This window comes from Anoxybacillus flavithermus (genome assembly GCF_002742685.1).
GTDB classification, from domain to species: domain Bacteria; phylum Bacillota; class Bacilli; order Bacillales; family Anoxybacillaceae; genus Anoxybacillus; species Anoxybacillus flavithermus_E.
Window position 1 is genome coordinate 1 of record NZ_PEDM01000029.1, and the last position, 19,909, is coordinate 19,909.

General features: G+C 40.4%; 23 protein-coding genes and 1 riboswitch. Of the genes, 12 read left to right on the plus strand and 11 right to left on the minus strand.

Going from position 1 to position 19,909, the window contains the following annotated elements; translation table 11 throughout:
• Positions 1 to 158: 158 nt before the first annotated feature.
• Positions 159 to 1,601 carry a protein adenylyltransferase SelO gene (locus CS060_RS11130; protein ID WP_035048974.1) on the plus strand — a complete coding sequence of 481 codons (1,443 nt, stop codon included), beginning with the start codon at positions 159 to 161 and terminating at the stop codon, positions 1,599 to 1,601.
• A gap of 26 nt (positions 1,602 to 1,627) precedes the next feature.
• On the opposite strand, the gene CS060_RS11135 is transcribed toward CS060_RS11130, so the two are convergent.
• Positions 1,628 to 4,306 (minus strand): YheC/YheD family endospore coat-associated protein, encoded by a 2,679-nt coding sequence (locus tag CS060_RS11135; RefSeq protein WP_035048976.1) that lies wholly within the window; start codon positions 4,304 to 4,306, stop codon positions 1,628 to 1,630.
• 140 nt (positions 4,307 to 4,446) lie between these two features.
• On the opposite strand from CS060_RS11135, the gene CS060_RS11140 reads away from it, so the two are divergent.
• The 5 genes from CS060_RS11140 to CS060_RS11160 all read left to right on the plus strand — a co-directional run bounded on the left by CS060_RS11140 (position 4,447) and on the right by CS060_RS11160 (position 8,997).
• A complete protein-coding gene (locus CS060_RS11140; RefSeq protein WP_035048978.1) occupies positions 4,447 to 4,773 on the plus strand; it encodes an alpha-helical endospore appendage domain-containing protein in 327 nt (108 codons plus the stop codon).
• A 1-nt stretch (position 4,774) separates the two neighbouring features.
• Positions 4,775 to 5,869 (plus strand): KamA family radical SAM protein, encoded by a 1,095-nt coding sequence (locus tag CS060_RS11145; protein WP_035048987.1) that lies wholly within the window; start codon positions 4,775 to 4,777, stop codon positions 5,867 to 5,869.
• Positions 5,870 to 5,939: 70 nt separating this feature from the next.
• A complete protein-coding gene (locus CS060_RS11150) occupies positions 5,940 to 6,557 on the plus strand; it encodes a Crp/Fnr family transcriptional regulator (protein ID WP_035048980.1) in 618 nt (205 codons plus the stop codon).
• Positions 6,558 to 6,624: 67 nt separating this feature from the next.
• Positions 6,625 to 6,813, plus strand: coding sequence for a YgaP family membrane protein (locus CS060_RS11155; protein ID WP_035048407.1), 189 nt, complete (start codon positions 6,625 to 6,627; stop codon positions 6,811 to 6,813).
• Between the two features lie 284 nt (positions 6,814 to 7,097).
• Positions 7,098 to 7,186: riboswitch (cyclic di-GMP riboswitch) on the plus strand.
• A 119-nt stretch (positions 7,187 to 7,305) separates the two neighbouring features.
• Positions 7,306 to 8,997, plus strand: a complete 1,692-nt coding sequence (locus CS060_RS11160; RefSeq protein WP_035048405.1) for a methyl-accepting chemotaxis protein — start codon at positions 7,306 to 7,308, stop codon at positions 8,995 to 8,997.
• Positions 8,998 to 9,051: 54 nt separating this feature from the next.
• Here the strand turns inward: CS060_RS11160 and CS060_RS11165 are convergent, their stop codons facing one another.
• From CS060_RS11165 to CS060_RS11185, 5 genes are all read right to left on the minus strand, one after another.
• Positions 9,052 to 9,240: a YfhD family protein gene (locus CS060_RS11165; protein ID WP_099668967.1), complete on the minus strand. Its 189-nt coding sequence runs from the start codon at positions 9,238 to 9,240 to the stop codon at positions 9,052 to 9,054.
• A gap of 74 nt (positions 9,241 to 9,314) precedes the next feature.
• Positions 9,315 to 9,443 (minus strand): YfhE family protein, encoded by a 129-nt coding sequence (locus tag CS060_RS11170; protein ID WP_072242748.1) that lies wholly within the window; start codon positions 9,441 to 9,443, stop codon positions 9,315 to 9,317.
• A 95-nt stretch (positions 9,444 to 9,538) separates the two neighbouring features.
• The gene (locus tag CS060_RS11175; protein WP_035048401.1) at positions 9,539 to 10,096 is read right to left on the minus strand and encodes a GNAT family N-acetyltransferase; all 558 of its coding nucleotides are present in this window, start codon (positions 10,094 to 10,096) and stop codon (positions 9,539 to 9,541) included.
• A gap of 245 nt (positions 10,097 to 10,341) precedes the next feature.
• Positions 10,342 to 11,469, minus strand: coding sequence for an amidohydrolase (locus tag CS060_RS11180; protein WP_035048399.1), 1,128 nt, complete (start codon positions 11,467 to 11,469; stop codon positions 10,342 to 10,344).
• A 35-nt stretch (positions 11,470 to 11,504) separates the two neighbouring features.
• Positions 11,505 to 12,413, minus strand: a complete 909-nt coding sequence (locus tag CS060_RS11185) for a TIGR01777 family oxidoreductase (RefSeq protein ID WP_035048397.1) — start codon at positions 12,411 to 12,413, stop codon at positions 11,505 to 11,507.
• Between the two features lie 68 nt (positions 12,414 to 12,481).
• Between CS060_RS11185 and recX the strand changes: the two genes are divergently transcribed.
• Positions 12,482 to 13,282, plus strand: a complete 801-nt coding sequence (recX, locus tag CS060_RS11190; protein WP_052025577.1) for a recombination regulator RecX — start codon at positions 12,482 to 12,484, stop codon at positions 13,280 to 13,282.
• 6 nt (positions 13,283 to 13,288) lie between these two features.
• Here recX and CS060_RS11195 read toward each other — a convergent pair whose 3' ends face one another.
• The gene (locus tag CS060_RS11195; protein ID WP_035048393.1) at positions 13,289 to 13,957 is read right to left on the minus strand and encodes an SDR family NAD(P)-dependent oxidoreductase; all 669 of its coding nucleotides are present in this window, start codon (positions 13,955 to 13,957) and stop codon (positions 13,289 to 13,291) included.
• A gap of 157 nt (positions 13,958 to 14,114) precedes the next feature.
• On the opposite strand from CS060_RS11195, the gene CS060_RS11200 reads away from it, so the two are divergent.
• Together CS060_RS11200 and CS060_RS11205 are read left to right on the plus strand one after the other, a co-directional pair.
• Positions 14,115 to 15,761 carry an L-lactate permease gene (locus CS060_RS11200; protein ID WP_052025575.1) on the plus strand — a complete coding sequence of 549 codons (1,647 nt, stop codon included), beginning with the start codon at positions 14,115 to 14,117 and terminating at the stop codon, positions 15,759 to 15,761.
• A 52-nt stretch (positions 15,762 to 15,813) separates the two neighbouring features.
• Positions 15,814 to 16,134 carry a YfhH family protein gene (locus CS060_RS11205; protein ID WP_035048390.1) on the plus strand — a complete coding sequence of 107 codons (321 nt, stop codon included), beginning with the start codon at positions 15,814 to 15,816 and terminating at the stop codon, positions 16,132 to 16,134.
• 25 nt (positions 16,135 to 16,159) lie between these two features.
• Here CS060_RS11205 and CS060_RS11210 read toward each other — a convergent pair whose 3' ends face one another.
• The 3 genes from CS060_RS11210 to CS060_RS11220 form a co-directional block, all read right to left on the minus strand.
• A complete protein-coding gene (locus CS060_RS11210) occupies positions 16,160 to 16,324 on the minus strand; it encodes a YpzG family protein (protein WP_006322047.1) in 165 nt (54 codons plus the stop codon).
• A gap of 1 nt (position 16,325) precedes the next feature.
• A complete protein-coding gene (locus tag CS060_RS11215; protein WP_006322049.1) occupies positions 16,326 to 16,493 on the minus strand; it encodes a small, acid-soluble spore protein K in 168 nt (55 codons plus the stop codon).
• Positions 16,494 to 16,574: 81 nt separating this feature from the next.
• Complete coding sequence (locus tag CS060_RS11220) at positions 16,575 to 17,552, minus strand: metal-dependent hydrolase (RefSeq protein WP_099668969.1); 978 nt, start codon at positions 17,550 to 17,552, stop codon at positions 16,575 to 16,577.
• 55 nt (positions 17,553 to 17,607) lie between these two features.
• On the opposite strand from CS060_RS11220, the gene mutY reads away from it, so the two are divergent.
• On the plus strand, positions 17,608 to 18,696 hold the full coding sequence (mutY, locus tag CS060_RS11225) for an A/G-specific adenine glycosylase (RefSeq protein WP_035048387.1): 1,089 nt from the start codon (positions 17,608 to 17,610) through the stop codon (positions 18,694 to 18,696).
• A 12-nt stretch (positions 18,697 to 18,708) separates the two neighbouring features.
• Here the strand turns inward: mutY and yfhS are convergent, their stop codons facing one another.
• Entirely contained in the window at positions 18,709 to 18,933 is a 225-nt protein-coding gene (yfhS, locus tag CS060_RS11230) for a mother cell protein YfhS (RefSeq protein WP_035048383.1), read from the minus strand.
• Positions 18,934 to 19,034: 101 nt separating this feature from the next.
• Here yfhS and CS060_RS11235 point away from each other — a divergent pair, with 101 nt between their 5' ends.
• Both CS060_RS11235 and ntdP read left to right on the plus strand, forming a co-directional pair.
• On the plus strand, positions 19,035 to 19,190 hold the full coding sequence (locus CS060_RS11235) for a gamma-type small acid-soluble spore protein (RefSeq protein ID WP_035048380.1): 156 nt from the start codon (positions 19,035 to 19,037) through the stop codon (positions 19,188 to 19,190).
• A gap of 99 nt (positions 19,191 to 19,289) precedes the next feature.
• Positions 19,290 to 19,820, plus strand: a complete 531-nt coding sequence (ntdP, locus tag CS060_RS11240; RefSeq protein ID WP_035048377.1) for a nucleoside tri-diphosphate phosphatase — start codon at positions 19,290 to 19,292, stop codon at positions 19,818 to 19,820.
• The last annotated feature ends 89 nt before the right edge of the window (positions 19,821 to 19,909 follow it).

A 19,909-nucleotide genomic window follows, 5' to 3' on the forward strand; every position in this document is an offset into this window, starting at 1 on the left:
CGCATCGGGTGTACTGCGTGAATCAGAGGTTAAAATGTCAATTTGGATGTATATATTATTATGTTGAAAATGGAAGGGGGGTATTCTGTTTTCTAAAGCAGGAATGATGTTTGTGTCGTCGAGAAAAGTATATGATAAAGTTGAAAGGAGGAAATATATTGAACGCCAACTGGAATTTTGACAATAGCTATGCTCGTTTACCCGAGCGATTTTTTACGAAAATACGTCCGACGCCTGTCAGTGATCCAAAGCTGGTTGTGCTTAATCGTTCGCTTGCGGATGAGCTTGGGTTATGTGCGGAGGCGTTAGCGGGCGAAGAAGGAGTGGCGGTGTTTGCGGGAAATCGTATTCCGGAAGGGGCGGAACCGTTAGCGCAGGCGTATGCCGGGCATCAGTTTGGCCATTTTAATATGCTTGGCGATGGGCGCGCCATTTTGCTTGGGGAGCATGTGACGCCAAACGGAGAGCGGGTTGATATTCAACTGAAAGGGTCGGGGCGGACGCCGTATTCGCGCGGGGGAGATGGACGTGCGGCGCTTGGGCCGATGCTTCGTGAGTATATCATTAGCGAGGCGATGCATGCGCTTCGTATTCCGACGACTAGAAGTTTAGCGGTCGTGACGACAGGGGAAGTCGTCATCCGTGACAAGGAACTTCCGGGAGCGATTTTGACGCGTGTGGCAGCGAGCCATTTACGTGTTGGAACGTTTCAATATGCGGCGCGTTTTTTATCAAAAGAGGAGTTACAGGCGTTAGCGGATTATGCGATAAAGCGGCATTATCCGAACGGTGAACATGCGCCAAACCGCTATCTTTTTTTCCTTGAAGAAGTGATGAAAAAGCAGGCAGAGCTTGTTGCAAAATGGCAATTGGTTGGATTTGTTCATGGGGTAATGAACACCGATAATATGACGATTAGCGGCGAGACGATTGATTATGGACCGTGTGCGTTTATGGACGTGTATGATCCGACGACAGTATTTAGTTCCATTGACACGCAAGGGCGGTATGCGTATGGAAATCAGCCGTACATTGCTGGGTGGAACATCGCCCGTTTTGCAGAAAGTTTACTACCGCTTTTACACGAAAAAGAGGAAAAAGCAATCGAACTTGCGCAAGAAGCGATCGCTCAATTTCCAACGCTGTATGAAACGTATTGGCTACAAGGGATGCGCGCTAAACTTGGGCTTTGTACGGAAGAAGCGGAAGATAAAAAGCTTATTGGGGAGTTACTTCATTTGATGTACACCTATCGCGCCGATTATACGAATACGTTTCGGGCGTTGACATTAGATGAATGGCATTTTTGCGAAAAAGAGCTTTGCGACTGGTATACACGTTGGCAAAAAAGAATCGCCCGTCAAGATATGACAAAAGAAGAAGTGTACGAACGGATGCGTCAAAATAACCCTGCAATTATTCCGCGCAACTACCGCGTGGAAGAAGCGCTCGCGGCAGCGGTTGAACGTGGAGATAATACGGTTATGGAACGATTGCTTTACGTGTTGAAACGTCCGTATGCGTACACGAAAGAACAAGAAGAATATGCTAAACCCCCAGAACCATCTGATCGGCCGTATCGGACGTTTTGTGGGACGTAAAAAAGCTCAAGTGGTGCTTGAGCTTTTTAAAATCCCGCGATATGTTTCGCGTATGCGAGTGGATTGAAAAACGTTCGTTCAATTGTTTCGCGATCATAGGACTTATACATACAATCGAATCCAGGCTTTGCATTACATTCGATAAACCATAGTTTTCCTTGTTTATCGATCGCAAAGTCGATGCCGATTTCACCAAACGTTCCGTATACGCGCTCAATGCTTTTGTAGCACGTAAGTAAAAATTCGTCTATTGTTCGTTTCCATGTTTCGATTTGTTCGTCGGTGTAGTGAAAGTATGTTTTGAAGAAATATTCGAAACGGTAAATTTCCGATCCGGTTTGTGAACTAGTAATCGGGGAGCGGTGACCGCCAACGCGAACGGGATATGATGTAATATCGAGGTTTCCGTTTGGTGTTCGTTGCACGGTAGCGCGCAAGTCGATATTTCTTTCGTTCCATGTGATGACATCAATTGCTTGTTGGACGATAATTTTTTTATGTCCAAAAAAAGCAGCAAGTGCTTCATGAAGTGTATCCCAATTTTCGACACTTGTTTCATATAACTGGCGGTCTTTCACATAGCTATATGTGAAATGTTGTTTATCATGTTTCACAATGCGAACGACACCTCGTCCGTTGCTGCCATGACAGTCTTTTAAATAAAGTGTATCGTATAAGTCAAACATATGTTGAACGGTTTTTATATTTTTATAAATCATCGCTTTTGGTAAATACGGTTGCATGTCTATTATTTTTTGCAGCTTTTTATGTGTGTCCCACTTATCAAAATAATGTTGTGGATTGATTTTTTTCATGCCGTTGACTGCTTGTAGTTGTTGGCGAATGTAGTCTGATTGCACCATTTGTTTTTGTAAAACGCCGCCGCCGCGATCGTATAATACGTCAGGGAGCGGGAAGGCCCGTTGTTTCCATATGTTTTCTTGTTCATGAAAAAATGTTCCGTAAATTTTTTGATGAATGAAGTTGACATCGTGAACGGAGAAAAAGTAAAGAATCGTTTTCGCTTTTTTATTTGCGAGTGTGTATTCCGTTTGGCGAAATTTCGGTTGTTGCCGTTTCAATTTTCGGATTTGTCCGTTGCTAATAAACATCGCTACGACAGGTCCGAGACGAATCACATTACCTTTGATTTCTACGTTTGTTTCCATATCGAGTAGCCCGTCAAACTGTTCAAACACATGTGCAGGGAGTTCAACGATATCGGTAAAATCGTTTATTTCACATTTTCCTATAAAAGAAAATGCGCCGATTTTTACATGCGTATGCTCGGAATTCATTAACTTTTCGTGCATATGTTTTGGTATTGTGATATGGCGATGGCTTCCTTGTTTTAAAGTAACAGTCCATTGTTGTTTTTGTGGCATAGCGATATATGTCGCATAGTCGAGCGTTGTCGTAAAAGAGCGCGAAGGATGATTCGCGTACAACGGGAGACCTGGACCGGGGTACTTTTCGGGCTTCGAATTCGCCTCAATAAGCCACATATGTCCTGTCTCATCAATTCCTACATCTAAACCAATTTCAGCAAAATACCCGAACTTTTTTTCAATCGCTTCACAGACGTGTTTAGCAAACGTATGCAAATGTGTAATAGTCGGAACGGTACGATATGTTTCACAAAGTGAAGGGTAAATTGTTTTGAAGTCATATTGGTGATTGTCGCGCACGGTTGTAATTGATGAATGTTCTTCTGCTAAGTTGATGAGGCTGTAAATGGGTTCCCACTGTCCTTCCCCGTTTTTCAACACAAGTATGCGAATATCGAATGGACGTTGTTGAAACGTCATAAGCGAAACGCCTTGTTGCACAAGAAAAGGTTTATGTTTTGTAAATGATTGTACATGGTCTTTTAACTGTTCGATGTCCATTTGCTCAATCATTAGTTCGTTGTTTTTAACGAACATCACTTCAAATGTATCGCGTTTTCTTCTAATTGACATCACTTCTCTCGCACGGCTTCCATAAAACGATTTGACGAATATATAGTTATGTTGCTCGATCATTGTTAGAACGTCTGTAAATGTTTTATATTTAATCGTTTCTGGCAAATGGTGGCGAATAGTAGGGACATCGCGTAAACGTTCATACACTTCCCATTTTCCTAAATAATCAAGCTGATTAATAAACTTCATGTTAGGATTATTGCGCATAGTTGTGCGGATATGTTGAACGAGCGGCTTTTGTTCTGACTGAAATGATGCACCGCGATCGTACATCACGTGCGGGAAAGGAAGTGATCGTCGTTCGAATTGACCGTTCACGTATACATAGCCGTCGATAATCTGTTTATCCCAATTGATATCAAAAATGCTGAAAAAATAGCTTAAACAATGCGCGTGTACGCTTGCGATCGCATGGTTATAAATAAATGGTTCGACATAGTCGGTAGAAAAATCAGCAATATAGGCGGTGTTTAAAAACACTCCCACGACTGGACCGACGTGCAACGTATCGTCCGTTTTCCATATGTGAAGTTTATATTCTAATAAAAAGGTAGGAAAGAGCGCGTTGTGGATAATAAATGCATTGTCATCTGTTGGATGAATATACGCTCGTTCGATCGTTTGTCCAAATGCGATATGATACATCGTTGTTGTTTGTAGTTCGAGCTGTTCATATATATGTTTTGATAAATAACAAACATTTGTAGGCATGTATGATGCTTTCTGCAATTGTACAATCATATTTCTCCACTCCTATTTCGTTGTTTTCTTTACAACATATGTTTGTAGCTATTTTATTGATTAGGCAAGTCATTCGTTGAAACAAAAAGAGATATGAGTCATACGATGAAAGTAAGTGTGAAAAAAAGGAGGGGAAAGTGATGGGCTTTCCAAATGTCCCACATATCAAACCGGAAATTCATGTTGATCGAGACGATGCGCTCGATTTATTGCTTATGTCAATCGCTTTAGAAGAGTTAAGTTTAGCCCACATTTTAAATGCAGAAGGAGAGAAAATTCAATTTGCTCTTGAAGCATTGCAACAGGGAAAAATGAAGAAGCATGCCATCGATAATTTATTAAAAGTGAACCGTAGCGTTAATAGCGTATTACGAAATGTGATTAAAGAAGAAATATTGTTACAGTTTAAGCAAGAAAATGTGTTAAATGTCATTGGATGTGAGGAGGAGTATGACGATGAAGGATAATATATATAAACCAAAGTATATAACAAATATTGATCGTCTTTCTCAGCTTTCAGAACATGAAAAGGAAGTACTAAAACAAGTTGCACAAACGTATGTGTTTCGAATAAATGACTATTATTTAAGTTTAATTGATTGGTCTGATCCGAATGACCCGATTCGTCGTATTGTTATACCGAGGGTAGAAGAATTAGATGAATATGGAACATGGGATGCTTCAGATGAGAAAAGTAACTACGTTGTATCGGGTTGTCAACATAAATACGAAACAACGGCGTTATTGCTCGTTTCCGAAGTATGTGGATCGTATTGTCGTTACTGTTTTCGGAAGCGATTATTTCGTGATGATGTGAAAGAGGTGTTACCCGATGTTCGTGAAGGTATAGATTATATTGAAAAAACACCTCATATTAATAATGTACTTCTTACCGGGGGAGATCCACTCGCACTTTCTACGAAAAAACTTGCCACTATTATTGAACGTCTCCGAAACATTGAACACGTCCAAATTATCCGTATCGGCACGAAGATGCCTCTATTTCATCCGATGCGAATTTATGAAGATGAAGAACTGCTACGTACGATCCGAAAATTTTCAACTGTTGATAAGCGAATATATATAATGGCGCATGTCGATCATCCGCGTGAATTAACAAAAGAGGCGAAAAAGGCGTTTGAAGCGTTGCATGACGCTGGAGCGATCATTGTAAATCAAACGCCTGTTTTAAAAGGAGTTAACGACGATCCTGATGTGCTGGCGCATCTTTTAGATAAATTGTCATGGATGGGAATTACTCCATATTACTTCTTTATTAATCGTCCTGTGGCAGGAAATAAATCGTTCGTTCTTCCACTTCATGAGGCGTATCGCATTGTTGAAGAAGCGAAGGCAAAAACATCAGGATTAGGAAAACGAGTAAAACTTGTCATGAGCCATGCTTCAGGAAAAATTGAAATATTAGCGATCGAGAATAAAAAAGCATATTTAAAATACCATCAAAGTCGATATGGACATCATGGAAAGTTTTTTGTTCTTGATTGCCCAGATGACGCGACATGGTTTGATGATTTGCCTGGTAGTGATCAGTATACCAAGTAAAAACGGTTCCTTTTCTTATGGAAAGAGACTGTTGTTCCATTGTAATATAGGGAAGAAGGGGGGAGGCGTATTGTTTTCATTTTTGTATGGCAGCTCATACATACGAGTGGAGCTCTCGAAAGGGACGGTTGTTTTTCATGAAGGGGATATGTGCGAACATGTAGCATTCATCGTTTCGGGCGTCATTCGGGTTGCAAAAATAGGAGAGAATGGAAAAGAAGTAAATTTATATCGCGTATGTCGCGGAGAGTCATGTGTGTTGACCATTTCAAGCGTATTGTCGCATTCACCTTTTCCAGCGACGGCAATTGTGGAAGAAGATGCGGAAGCGATAATCGTTCCGAAAGATATGTTTGCGACGATGATGGCAACAAACATACAGCTACAAACATTTGTTTATGATATGATGATGAATCGTTTTATGGCGATGATGCAAATGATTGAGCATATCGTATTTGAAAAAATGGATAAGCGTCTTATTGAATTTTTACTCGACCGATGCGAGAAAAATAAAACAAATGTGATCGAGATGACGCATGAACATATTGCGATAGAGCTTGGAACAGCTCGTGAAGTTGTTAGTCGCATTTTAAAACAACTTGAGCGAGAAGGGTATGTTCAACTTGCCCGTGGGAAAGTAATGATTGTCGATAAAGAAAGACTATGTGACAAATTTGCGACAATGTGACTTTATCACGGAGCAATTCGCTTTTTTTCTCTATGATAAAAATAGAAAGGTGAGAGGAGGAAAGAAAATGAAAGCTAATGTTGGTTCAGTTGATCGCATCATTCGTTTTATATTAGGAATTGCGTTATTAGGATTGTTTTTCCTTGAAGGAAATATCAAATACGTTGGCATTTTAGGAATCGTTCTTATTGCTACGGCATTTATGAGATTTTGTCCACTTTACGTTCCGTTTCGGATCAATACGACGAAGAAATAACTCTACCTATTTTAGTTGAAATCAAATAAGAAGGCGCCTTCAAGGACGCCTTTTTTTAATCTACTTTTAACACAACGCGACCGTTAATTTGTCCTTTTAACATACGATCGAATGCGTCGTTCACATTTTCAGAACATAAAATATTTTTTTGTGAAAGGTGAATTTTTGATTTGTGTATTGACGATATAATGACGATATAATGACGATATAACATGTTGCTTGTTTAGTCACAAATACCCACTTCTTTTTTCATAGTTGTTGTGATAAAATGAAAATGTAAAAAAATGAATAATCGGCAAACTACTCGAAAGGGTGGGGCGCAAAGCTATAGGGGCTACGTCTATGTATATAGATATGCCAGCCAGTTGCCCTTCTTATGAAGTGTAAGAAGGTTCTATTCTCTAGGACACGTGTCGAACTATAGCTGCCTCTACTATTTTTTTTGATTGAGGTAGCTTTTTTTATTTTATTAAAAACATAGGAGGAATGATGATGAAGTTAACGGTAAGAAAGAAATTAGTTGCGACGTTTCTTTCGATATTGTTAGTATTTGTTGTGGTGAGTATGTTTACATATAATCGTTTACAACAAATTGATGAGCAGTATTCCAATGCGATGAAAGAAGGATTTGAACGAATTAACCTTGTGACAAATATGCAAAATGCGATGCTGCGGGAACAAATTGCTGTAAGGGGATATTTAATTAACGGAAAACCTGACAGTTTAACTGCATTTGAACAAGGAGCGAACGAATTTGCAGATAATCAAGAAAAAATTGCGTCGTTACAGCTAGACAATAAAGCAAAGGAAGCAGTTGATCGTTTAGTAAAAGCAGAACAAGAGTATCGTGACATTGCGAAACAAGCGATAGAGTTTTATAAGCAAGGTCAGATGGATGAAATTTCACGCCTTATGAAAGAGCGAGGAAATGCGATTACGCTCGAAGTAACAGAAGCAGGTGAGCAAGCGCGCGCGGCGCAAGTGAAGCATTTGCAACAAATGAGTAAAACATTGTCTGACCAAGCGAAAGACATGAAGTATATGACGCTTATAACGATAGGTATTGCCTTTTTTGTAAGTATTTCCATTGGATTGTATATTAGCGAAAAAATTGCAAGACCTGTTCGACAAATTTCGGATCATGCTGAAAAAATTGCGAGCGGTGATTTGTCGATTGATGACATTCATGTGACGAACCAGGATGAAATTGGCGAGTTAGCGAAGGCGTTTAATCAAATGGCTCATAACTTAAGACAGCTCATTCAACAAGTAAGCACAGCAACCGAGCATGTGTCTGCTTCGGCACAAGAACTCATGGCAAGCGCAGAACAAGCAAGCGCAGCGACAGAAGAAGTGACGACGGCGATTCAAGAAGTAGCACAAGGAGCAGAAATACAAGGGAAACACGCAGAAGAAAGTGTGCATGCGATTGGTGAGATGGCAGCAGGAATTGAACGAATGACTCAAACGGCTACCGTTGTAGCAAACTCTGCGACGGAGACGACAAAACAAGCGGCTGTCGGACAACAGTATTTACAAAAAGTTGTTACGCAAATGAATACGATTAACGAATCAACGAATGCAACGAATGCGGTCATTAAAGAACTAAACGAAAAATCTACACAAATTGGAAAAATTGTTGATGTTATCGTTGGCATTGCTGAGCAAACGAACTTATTGGCGCTTAACGCAGCCATTGAAGCGGCGCGCGCAGGAGAACACGGCAAAGGATTTGCCGTCGTAGCAGACGAAGTGCGTAAATTGGCGGAACAGTCTAGGGAATCAGCTAATCAAATTGCACAATTAATTGAAATGATTCAACAAAATACAGGTCATGTTGTCAACATTGTTGAAAAAGGAACGGAAGAAGTGAAACAAGGAACAAAATTAGTAGAAGAGACAGGAACATTTTTTAAGCAAATTTCACTTTCAATTGAACAAGTGAATGAACAAATTCAAGAACTATCAGCGATTTCAGAACAAATGTCAGCAGGCGTCCATCAAGTGAATGTTTCTATGGATGAAGTATCATCAATTGCGAAACGATTCGTTGAACAGACAGCTGAAATTTCGGCTTCTTCTGAAGAACAGCTTGCTTCAAGTGAAGAAGTAACATCAGCAGCTACATCTTTAGCTGAAATGGCAGAAAAACTACGCGATGCGGTTTCTACGTTTAAAGTTTGAAGTACGCATTCATAAGGGAAAGATGTCCCTAAAACTTTCGGGACACCTTCTCTTTTATGATTTTCTTTTTTTACTTTGGCGAATGCCAGCTGCTTCAGCGCGTGCTTGTGCCTCTAAATCTTCATGGTCGGCAAATTCGGCAGAAAACTCTACATCGTATCCATCAGATTTCATCGTTTTCGGTACTTGTGGCATGTTCGATTTGTTTTTGTCTCTTGCCTTTTGGCCACGTGAACGACCCATCACTCTTACCTCCTTTTCGCTCATTTCGCTACTAGCATGCAACGAATGGCGAAAAAAATGAGTGGGGAATGTTGTTAATGTCGGGCGTGTTTGTCAGTAAATCCGCCTGCTTGGTCTGCACGCTTAAAGTCGCGGGCATATGTCACTTCTTGTGCGCTAGAGAGCGTACTTTTCGTTTTCTCACGTTTCTTTTTGTCAGTCATATGTATCTCCCTCACTTTTATAAAATATCACGTTAACATTATGAACAGAAAAATAAAAAATTATCCAAATAAAAAACCTGTTCGCACAGAACAGGTCACGCTTCTTTTAATTGTTGTTCATCGTCAAGTTTTTGTTGGCGCATCGCATATAGTGTATAGTTGTCCTTAGAAATTTCATATAAGTTATATATGTCTTCGCCTTGATTAATGGCTTCCCATAATGGCTTTCTTGTTTCATTAGCAAGGGTGACATAAGGAAGTTTTTCAGCAGCTTTTGTGGAGCGGACGTTGACTTTGCGAATGCGCATGAAGATTGTGTTGATGGAACGTTCGTAAAACAGTTCGTTAAAGAAGGCGTCTTTAGCCAGTTGATTGTATCCTTTTCCATGATACGGCTTTCCAAGCCATGTACCTAAAAAACCTGCGCCATCTTCAATGTCAAATAAGTTAATCGTTCCAATCGGATTGCCCCACTCATCTAAAATGGTACGCGAGATAAGTTCACCGCGTTCTTCAGCTTCAATCGTTTGTTTTGTGATAAATAAAAACTCTTCGTATGAATATGCTTTATGGCGCACGAAAGGGAAGACGTCCGGGTGCACCATAAGCTCGTATAACGCTTGACAATCTTGTAGTTCGCGTTTTTTTAACATCAGATCTCCCTCCACTCACGAGGGCAGCTGACCATAGGGAACGAGCCACCCTCGAAATTTTTTAATTTATGCAAATCAAAAAATTTCGGGGTGGGAATCGAACCCACTAGAACCAGCGCATCGCTGGTGGCGCACCATTTGCCTTCCCTTACTGTCGCATCGATATATAGTTTTGAACGTATATATTTCGTGTATAACCTTTTATATCATACTTGAAACAGTGTAAAAAATAAATAGTTTTTTTATTAATTTTTTTTGTATATTATTTCCCCATTTATCATGGTGAGTATAGGGGTTGCGAGATAGTGAAATGGATGGTAGTTCCAAACAACAATGTCAGCATCTTTTCCAACCTCTAAGCTGCCGACACGGTCATCTACTCCTAAGTTGCGTGCTGGTAAAATCGTAATGCCTTCAAGCGCTTTTTGTTCATCAAGCCCTTCACGTACAGCAATCGCAGCGCAAATGTGTAAATATTGAATCGGTGTGTACGGATGGTCTGTCGTAATGGAGACGTGAACACCTGCATCGGATAAAATTTTATACGTTTTCCAGCTTTTGTTTTTAAGCTCTACTTTCGATCGACGTGTGAGTGTCGGACCAACAGAGACATGCAAGTTTCTACCTTGCAGTTCTTCTGCAATGAGGTGACCTTCTGTACAATGTTCGATACGTAAATCAAGTCCGAACTCATCGGCTAAACGAATAGCGGATAAAATGTCATCAGCACGGTGGGCATGAACACGAATCGGAATTTCACCATTTAATGCTTGAATGATTGGGATGGTGCGAAAATCGTGTGGCCAATCGCTATATTTAGCGTTGTAAAACGTTTCACGAAGCATCCCCATAATGCCCATGCGCGTGAGCGACTCTTTATTCCCTTGACTATGCATGCGTTTCGGATTTTCCCCGAGTGCAATTTTCAAGCCAGCTGGTTGTTTGATGATCATGTTTGCAACGTTTTTTCCATGTGTTTTAATGACTGCTGTTGTTCCACCGATGACATTTGCGCTTCCAGGCATAATGTGAACCGTTGTAATCCCGTGTTCGATTGCATCGCGAAAGCCAGGATCGAGCGGGTATACGCTATCAATGGCACGTACATGTGGGGTCATCGTTTCAATTGTTTCGTTTGCGTCGTTGCCCGCCCATCCTGTTCCTTCATCATATAAACCAAGGTGTGTATGAACGTCGATAAAACCAGGAAAGATGTATTTTCCTGAGACATCCATTACTTCTGTTTGCTCATCTACGGGAAGATTATATCCAATTTCTGTAATTTTCCCGTTTTCAATACGTACATCTGCCCCTTTCATCGGAGGAGATGTAATCGGATATACTGTACCTTGTTTTAATAGTTTGCTTCCCATGTCAATCCCCTTTATGTTTTCTTATAGTGTATTCGTCACGATTGTAGTATGTTCGCTAATGCTCGATCAACAGTTGGAAATGAAAAATGATATCCTGCTTGAAGTAATTTTTCTGGGATGACACGTTGCCCTTCCAATACAAGCATGCTCATTTCCCCTAGCAATACTTTGAGCGCAAAGGATGGAACAGGGAGCCAATGTGGGCGGTGTAATATGTTTGCGATCGTTTTTCCGAACTGCTCCATCGTCACAGGATGTGGGGCAGTGACGTTGATTGGGCCGGATATGTCTTCATGTCGGATGGCAAAATCAATTGCGCCAATGACGTCATCGATATGTACCCATGACATCCATTGTTTTCCGCTTCCGATCGTTCCACCAATAAACCATTTGTAAGGAAGAACGATGCGTGGAAGTGCTCCGCCACTTTTCCCTAAAATAATACCAAAGCGCATAAATACCGTACGCACGCCCAATGATTCAATGCGTCGCCCAGCTTCTTCCCATCGTTTCACGGTTTGAGCTAAAAAATCAATCCCGATTGTTTCGTGACGTTCGGTAAATGTTTCATTGAGCCATGTACCGTAAATTCCGATTGCGCTTGCTTGAATGACAACGCTCGGTTTTTTGTTCATTTGTGCAATAAGCTCATATATGGCATGTGTTGCTTGTAATCGACTTTCCATAATCGCGTGTTTTCTCGTTTCGTTCCATCGCCCACTATTAATTGATTCACCAGCTAAGTTTATGACCACATCAATGGAAGGGAGTTGTTCATGAGGATTTGCGTCAGCTGTTAGCCATTGTACATAATGAATATACGGATCATTCTCCCGTTTTTGTGCATTTCGCGTTAATATATACATATGATGTCCGTTTCGTGTAAAATATGCTGTTAATGCCTTACCGACAAATCCTGTTCCTCCAGCAATTAAAATATTCATTATTTTCCCTCCTTTCCTTTATTATGCGTTGTTTGAAGAAAAAAAGAAAGAAAAGGTGTGTTTTCATGATGTGGATTGAGAAAATTGAAGTGGATCGAAAAAATGCGGAACGATTTTATGTTCATTTTGTCAAAGAAGATGGCGATAAACATACGATTTCTGTTGATCAAGATATACTGATTGAATACAGAATGAAAAAAGGAATGACAGTAACCCGAGAGCAATGGGCGGAAATGATAAAAAAAGATGACGAAAAACAAGCGTATAAGATGGCGCTCCGTTTTTTAGCCTATCGTATGCGCTCGAAACAAGAAGTTGTTGACTATTTGAAAAAAAGACACATAGATGCTCAAACGATTGAACGAGTGATTGGAAAACTACAACATGAGCAATATATAGACGACGAACAATTTGCACATGCATACGTGCAAACACAAATGAACACAACTTTGAAAGGTCCTTATGTGATTTACAAGGAGCTAATGGATAAAGGAGTAAGTGAAGATGTGATCACAAAAGCGATGGAACGTTATACAGAGGATATGCAACGAGATAAAGCAATCAAATGGATGGAGAAAATAAATAAGCAATCGAAAAAGCGGTCGTATCAAGAACAAAAAACATATATTGCTCAACTGTTGCATATGAAAGGTTTTCCTTCGCATATTGTTGAAATGGCAAAACAACATGTGACTGCAGATGACGGAAAGGAGTGGGAAGCGCTCATATATTATGGGGAAAAAGCGCATCGCCGCTATGAAACATATGACCGTTATACGTACGAGCAAAAAATGAAACAAGCATTGTACCGAAAAGGTTTTTCGCTTTCGTTAATTGAAAAATTTTTAGAAAAGAAAAAGGAGGAATAAATCCTCCTACTCCACAATGATTTCTGCTTGTCGGTTATATTGGTTTATAATTGTTTCTGCTACTTGTTTTGGGGAACGAAGGCGAGAGCGATCTTGAATATGGTTAGAATCGTCCCAAAACGGCGTATTCATACCGCCCATATATACAGCGGTAACAGCGACGTTTGTTTCCGCCAGTTCTTTCACGAGACTTTCGCTAAAACCGCGCACAGCAAATTTACTTGCGACATATACACTTTCGTTTACTTTACCGCGCAAGCCGGCTGTTGAAATAATGTTCATAATATTGGCTTCAGGTAACGTTTTAAAATACGGGAGAAACGCTTTTGTCATATATATCGTGCCTTTGACGTTAATATCGATCATTTCGTGAATATGTTGATCTGTCATTTGTTCTAGTGGACCGAAATGGCCGACGCCGGCATTGTTAATAAGCATCGTAATGTTGTATGTATGATAAAGTGCTTCAGCTGTTTGGTGCACTTGTTCGTAATTTGTAATATCAAGCGGGAAAGCGACCGCTTTTCCTCTAAAAGATTCAATTTGTCGTTGGACAGATTGTAATGGCTCCTTTCTTCTCCCGACTAAAATGATTTCGTACCCTCGTTGTGCATATAAAAGGGCAAGTTCTTTTCCGAGACCCGTTCCAGCCCCTGTGATAATGATACTTTCCATTACTTTCATCCTTTCGCACGTCATATATTCACAACAATATGGAAAACGTATACATAAGTAGTTGTCAAGAAGTAGTCAAATGTAATTGTGAATATATGCGCAAACATATGGTACAATGTCTTATGTCATTATATTACAACAAAGAAAGGAGAACAATATGAGCTTTTTACAAGTGATTACAGCTTCTACACCGGTATTAGCTGTCTTTCTTTTTCTCGTTTTATTGCGTTTACCAGCGGCAAAAGCGATGCCGATTAGTTTTCTTATTACTGTTATTTTATCGTTATTTGTTTGGAAAATGCCCGGCATTCAAATAGCAGCTGCAACAATTGAAGGTGTCATTGTAGCAATCTCAATTTTATGGATTATTTTTGGTGCCATTTTATTGTTAAATACGTTGACGAAAAGTGGAGCGATGGATACGATTCGAAGTGGATTTTTAGGTATTACGCGCGACCGACGTGTGCAAGTTATCATCATCGCGTGGTTATTCGGGGCGTTTATTGAAGGAGCAGCGGGATTTGGAACGCCTGCAGCTATTGGTGCTCCGCTTCTTGTCGCTTTAGGTTTTCCGCCGCTTGCAGCGGTCGTTGTTGCCCTCGTTGCAGATAGTAGTCCTGTTTCGTTTGGAGCTGTCGGCACACCGATTATTGTCGGGGTCGATCAAGGGCTTCGGGAAGGAAACTCTGTTGCTGAACGAGTGCAACATGTTATTGGCACAGCGGATTTATCATCATTTCTTCAAACATTAGCTAAACAAGCGGTGTCGTTTGATATTATTATTGGTACGTTGATTCCGCTTATTTTAGTGCTTATTTTAACGCGCTTTTTTGGTGAAAATCGTTCGTGGAAAGAAGGATTGGAAATTTGGAAATTTGCTTTATTTGCAGGGCTTAGTTTCACCGTCCCAGCATTTCTCGTTGCCTCTTTTCTTGGACCAGAGTTTCCATCGATGATCGGAGGATTAATCGGGTTAGCGATCGTCATCCCAGCAGCGAAAAAAGGATTTTTATTACCGAAAGAACCGTGGGATTTTAAGAAAACAGATGCACATGAACAAGTAACGAACGTGCAAAAAAGTGATATGCCGCTTTTACTTGCATGGATGCCGTATATTTTAGTTGCGCTTATTTTAGTATTGACTCGCCTGCAAAACTTACCGTTAAAAGCATGGCTTCGTTCGGTAAAACTACAGTTTAACAACATTTTAGGAACGAACATTAGCACATCGATTGAACCGTTATATTTACCGGGAACGATTTTTCTTGTCGTCATTTTCATTACCGTGTTTATGCATAAAATGAAGCGCGAAGATGTTGTAGCAACAATAAAAGAATCGGCATATACGCTTATCGGTAGCGCCATTGCGCTCGGAACGGCGGTGCCGATGGTTCGAATTTTTATTAACTCCGGTATAAATGAAGCAGGGCTTGCAAGTATGCCGATTGAGCTAGCATCGATGGTCGCGGGGGCGGTTGGTTCCGCTTGGCCGTTAGTTGCTCCTTTAATTGGGGCGCTTGGTTCATTTATTTCAGGTAGTGCAACGTTTAGTAACATGATGTTTTCTTTATTTCAATTTAGCATTGCTGATCAAATTCAAGTGCCTCATCATATCGTTATCGCTGGACAAATGTTGGGGGCAAATGCAGGGAACATGGTTTGTGTATTAAACGTTGTTGCTGCAGCTTCCGTCGTCGGTTTAGCTGGAAAAGAAGGGACAATCATTCGCATGACGCTCATTCCGATGCTTTATTACGTATTGATGACGGGAATTTTTAGCCTTATTTTGATCTATGTATTTTAGCTTCACTTATGGTACGATGAATATGAAGCTGTCATAAAGTGGAGTGAGAGGAATGGAACAAAAACGATATAGTGAAATGAGCGAATGGGAATTAAAACAAGAGATCGCCACATTAACGGAAAAAGCCCGAAAAGCAGAACAAATGGGAATGGTGAACGAATACGCAGTATATGAACGGAAAATTGCGATGGCGAAAGCGTATTTGTTAAATCCAAATGATTTTCAACCAGGGGAATTTTATGAAATTGAAGGGGATCCGCAGTCGCTATTTAAACTTCAATATATGAACGGCGTTTTCGCGTGGGGCTATCGTTTAAACGATCCAAACACAGAAGTCGCGTTACCCATTTCATTGTTAAAAAAAAGAGGTTGACACGCTCGTCAACCTCTCTTTCATTTTAAATTTTCCGTTTGCTTACTTCAGAATGTAAAATCATTAAACTTTGCGATTGTTGTGTTTCACCGTTTACTTGCGCATGGGCGTGTTTCGGGTTTGCCCATGGTTGTGGAAAAGGATCGGAATAACGGTTATCATAAAATTTTTTACGCCAATGTTTACCCATTTTATTCCTCCTCGATGTCGCCACGTTGACTTGATGCGTGCATTCGTTCTTGAGGGTGCGTATTAATCGTGCCGTTTGCGCGTTTTGATGCGTATTCCGCTTTTGCGCGTGGCTCGCCTTCTAATTTTTCGTTGTTTTGATTCGGAAAGCCGCGTTCTTTATTGCTCAATGTTAGTCCCCCCAGACGTTCATTTCGTGCTTTCGAAGCACACGTATAGTATTTGTTGAGAGGGATGACTTTACACCTACTTTAGCTTGGAATAAGTTCTAGTTTTTTGCGCAATTTTTTCTCACTAAAAATCCAGCCTGTATATGAACTGACGATATTGAGGTTGCGATCAAGTTGTACGACCGCAACAAAAGGATAATAATCTTTGCTTCGATATCGTAAGTCAATGAAACGCACTTCATAATGATCGTCATATTCATGAATTTCCCAACGATATACTGGCGAAAACGACAAAAAGGCAGCTAAATTTTCATCCTGTTTTGCTTTTTCAATAACTGGGATATTTGGGACCGGACATTTTTCAAAGATGTCAAGTACATCAATTGACCCGCTTTGTGCCCGCGCAACGTAAAAATGGGTCGATGTCGTTACAGCTAAATGCCACTCATTCCATTTTATTGTAGGTACAGTAATAATTTGTTCCACATCCGAGAACATTTGTTTTAATTTTCGTTTGATCGCTTGTTGTTGACGGAAGCGAATGATATAGTAACCAATGAGCACGATATATACGGAAAGGAACGTATATCCCGCATGGTGTCCGCTCAGCCATAAGACGACGCCAGCTAAGTGAATGATAAAAATGAACGGGTCGAATGTATTGATGATACCGAGGGCGACCCATTTTTTTGAAAAAGGACGTAATGCTTGCGTGCCATACGAATTAAAAATGTCGACAAACACATGTAAACTAACGGCAATCCATGTCCAAAGCGCTACGTGAAAAAAGGACGTGTCATACACGTAGAAAAGGGCGGCACTAATAAGCAACGTCCAAACAAACAAAGCTGGGATCGAATGTGTCATGCCACGATGATTACGAATATATTTTGCATTATTTTTTAATTTTAGCACAGTGTCGATATCAGGTGCTTGCGAGCCCAGAAGCGTGCCGATCAGTACGGCATGCGCAAGTGTTGGGTCGTTAGCAACTGCTGGATCGAATGTTGCTAATCCACCTAATGCAAAACCCATTAAAACGTGTGTACCAGTATCCAAATAAAAGGCCTCCTTTTTCCGATTGGACTTACTTTTAGTTTACCACTTTGGAGGAATGAACGTGAAAGAAAATGTACAACAAATATTGGCGCATTTTCATATTGAGCAGTTTCAACACGATTTAATTGATTGGTTTCGAACAGAGCAACGCGATTTACCTTGGCGGAAAAATAAAGATCCATACAAAATATGGGTATCGGAAGTGATGTTACAACAAACGCGAGTTGATACGGTCATCCCTTACTTTTATCAGTTTATTGAAAAATTTCCGACTTTAGACGCGTTAGCTGACGCTAAGGAGGAGGAAGTGCTTAAAGCGTGGGAAGGGCTTGGATATTACTCCCGTGTTCGCAATTTACATGCAGCAGTAAAAGAAGTCAAAAAAAAGTACGGTGGACGTGTGCCAGCGTCTAAGGAACAATTTTCTTCATTGAAGGGTGTCGGGCCGTACACAACGGGAGCGGTGTTAAGCATTGCTTACGGCATCCCTGAACCTGCAGTAGACGGGAATGTGATGCGAGTATTGTCGCGTATTTTTTATATTACAGACGACATTGCGAGAGCGAGTACGAGAAAAAAGTTCGAGCAAATTGTGTCTTGCATTATTTCACATGACGATCCATCTGATTTCAATCAAGCGTTAATGGAACTAGGGGCACTCGTTTGTACACCAAAAAATCCGAGCTGTTTTTTATGTCCTGTTCAGCGCCATTGTCGCGCGTTTGCGGAAGGGGTAGAGGCAGAGCTACCTGTAAAAACAAAAGGAAAAGCGCCGAAGCATGTGGCTTTTCGTGCCATTGTGCTTACGAACGAAGAGGGGAAAATACGAATTGAAAAGCGACCAAGTAGCGGATTGCTTGCTAACCTTTGGCAATTTCCGAACGATGAACATGCTCCAACACCGAATGAACAAGCATTTATAAAAGAAATAAGCGAACGATATCATGTCGTGCTTCGTTCAATACAACGAATCGGTACATTCGAACACGTATTTTCCCATATCGTGTGGCATATTGAAGCATATAAAGGAAACGCGCTTGAATTACAAATCGATGACGAAACGAATAAATGGGTCACAGCCGATGAACTAAATCAGTATGCGTTCCCGGTCATATACCAAAAAATATGGCAAGCATACGAGTAAAGGCATATGCCTTTACTCGTAAAATACTCGCGTTCCATTTGTGTATGTTGCTTCGTTTCGCTGTAAACCGCCTCTTGCTTCAATTTCTTCAATAATTTCACGATGCATTGTTTGTCCTTCAGCATTTAAATACGGAGTCACTTGTTGAAGGGCGTGATGAAAAAACGCTAACTCGCTATCTTTCCATTCCTGTTTTGAAATCATTTGCAGATGTGTTAAATCGCGGCCAATATACATCATTCTCACCTCTTTATGTAGTGTAGGAAGCGAAATAAAAATTATTCATACGCATATTTTTCAGCAAATAATACAAAGTAGTAATCGTGGAGGTGAGTATAATGAACAAACAACCGAACAAAACGGTCGCAGGAACAAATATTCAACATGTAAAACAGCAAAATGCTGGTCAATACGGAACAGAGTTTTCAACTGAAACAGATGTGCAACATGTTAAACAACAAAACGCAAAAGCAGAAGCGAAGAAAAAACAATAACGGGCAAAGGGCATCGGTTTTCGTCCGATGCTCTTTTTCTTCCTCGCGTATTAACGTTATAATAGAGGAAAAAGCGTCGAATGAAAGTAGGGAATATGTATGGATTATCCACAGACAGGGGCGATCATTCAAATTCATAGTTATAAACATGACGGTCATATCCATCGCGCATGGAAAGAAACAGTCGTTTTAAAAGGAAGCGAAGACGAAGTGATCGGTGGCAACGATCGTACACTTGTGACAGAATCAGACGGGAGAACGTGGGTGACGCGTGAGCCGGCCATTTGTTTTTTTTATGCAGAACATTGGTTTAACATTATTGCGATGATTCGTCCAGAAGGTGTGTATTACTATTGTAATATGAGCTCCCCTTACGTTTGGGATGGGGAAGCGCTGAAATATATTGATTATGATTTAGATATTAAAGTATTTCCAAACGGTCAGTACGATATATTAGATCGTGATGAATATGAAAGACATCGCAATCAAATGAACTATCCTGAAATTATTGATAAGATTTTAAAAAATAATATTCAAAAATTAATTCAATGGATTAAAGAGAAAAAAGGACCGTTTGCTCCCGAAGTGGTCGAACATTGGTATAAAAAGTTTACTATGTATGAAAAGTGAAAATGATACATATATTTGTTGGAAACAACGGTTGCTTACTTATAGCCGTTGTTTTTTATTTTTTGTTAAGAATGATAAAATTTTTTGAA